Source organism: Georgenia sp. 311, from assembly GCF_006151955.1.
Taxonomy (GTDB): domain Bacteria; phylum Actinomycetota; class Actinomycetes; order Actinomycetales; family Actinomycetaceae; genus Oceanitalea; species Oceanitalea wutianyii.
In genome coordinates, this window is record NZ_VDFS01000063.1 from 144472 (window position 1) to 145382 (window position 911).

General features: G+C 72.0%; 2 protein-coding genes. Both read right to left on the minus strand.

What is annotated here, in order from left to right:
- Window positions 1-198, minus strand: a 198-nt coding sequence (locus FHE66_RS14325; protein ID WP_139073683.1) for an RNA-binding protein, incomplete at its 3' end; no start/stop codon positions are given.
- On the minus strand, window positions 188-646 hold the full coding sequence (gene rpsP / locus FHE66_RS14330) for a 30S ribosomal protein S16 (RefSeq protein WP_139073630.1): 459 nt from the start codon (window positions 644-646) through the stop codon (window positions 188-190). The genes FHE66_RS14325 and rpsP, both read right to left, overlap by 11 nt.
- Between the last annotated feature and the right edge of the window lie 265 nt (window positions 647-911).

A 911-nucleotide genomic window follows, 5' to 3' on the forward strand; every position in this document is an offset into this window, starting at 1 on the left:
GCGCGTGGACAGCGCGGAGACGACGGTGCGCAGCGCGCGAGCGGTGCGCCCCTGCCGGCCGATGACACGGCCGAGGTCGTCGGGGTTGACGCGCACCTCGAGCAGCTCGCCGCGGCGCAGCGAGCGGGAGGTGACGGTGACGTCGTCGGGATTGTCGACGACGCCACGCACCAGGTGCTCGAGAGCGTCAGCCAGCATTGGTCTCGTCGGTGGTCTCCTCGGCGGAGGTGTCCTCCGCGGGAGCCGCGGCCTCGGCGGCCTTCGCCTCGGAGGCCTTGGCCTTGCGCTTCTCGGCCTCGTCCTCGGCGGCCTTGATCGCCGCGGCCTTGGCCTCGGCGGCGCGCTCGGCGGAGCCGTCCTTGGACCGCAGGGTGCCCTCGGCGCCCGGGAGGCCCTTGAACTTCTGCCAGTCGCCGGTGATCTTGAGGAGCGCGGCCACCTGCTCGGTGGGCTGCGCACCGACGGAGAGCCAGTACTGGGCCCGGTCGGAGTCGATCTCGATGAACGAGGGCTCCTCGGTCGGGTGGTACTTGCCGATCTCCTCGATCGCACGACCGTCGCGCTTCGTGCGGCTGTCCATGACGACGACGCGGTAGTACGGGGCGCGCATCTTGCCCATGCGCTTGAGACGGATCTTGACTGCCACTGTGGTGGTCACTCCTGGTTCATGTGAGGTGGTCCGCGCTCGGTCCCGGTGGGTCACGGGCACGAGGTTGGCCCTGGACACGGTTCCGCCGGGTGAGAGGGGCCCTGCGGTCCGAGTACAGCGCAACATTCTGCCAGACCCTGGGCCCCGCGCCCAACCATCGGGGACGGACTGCCGGATGGGGCGTTGGTCACGCCGGGGCGCGGGGTCCCGAGGGTGCCCCTCCGCCCTCCACGGAGGGGCGCCCTCGGCACCCCGCGCCGCG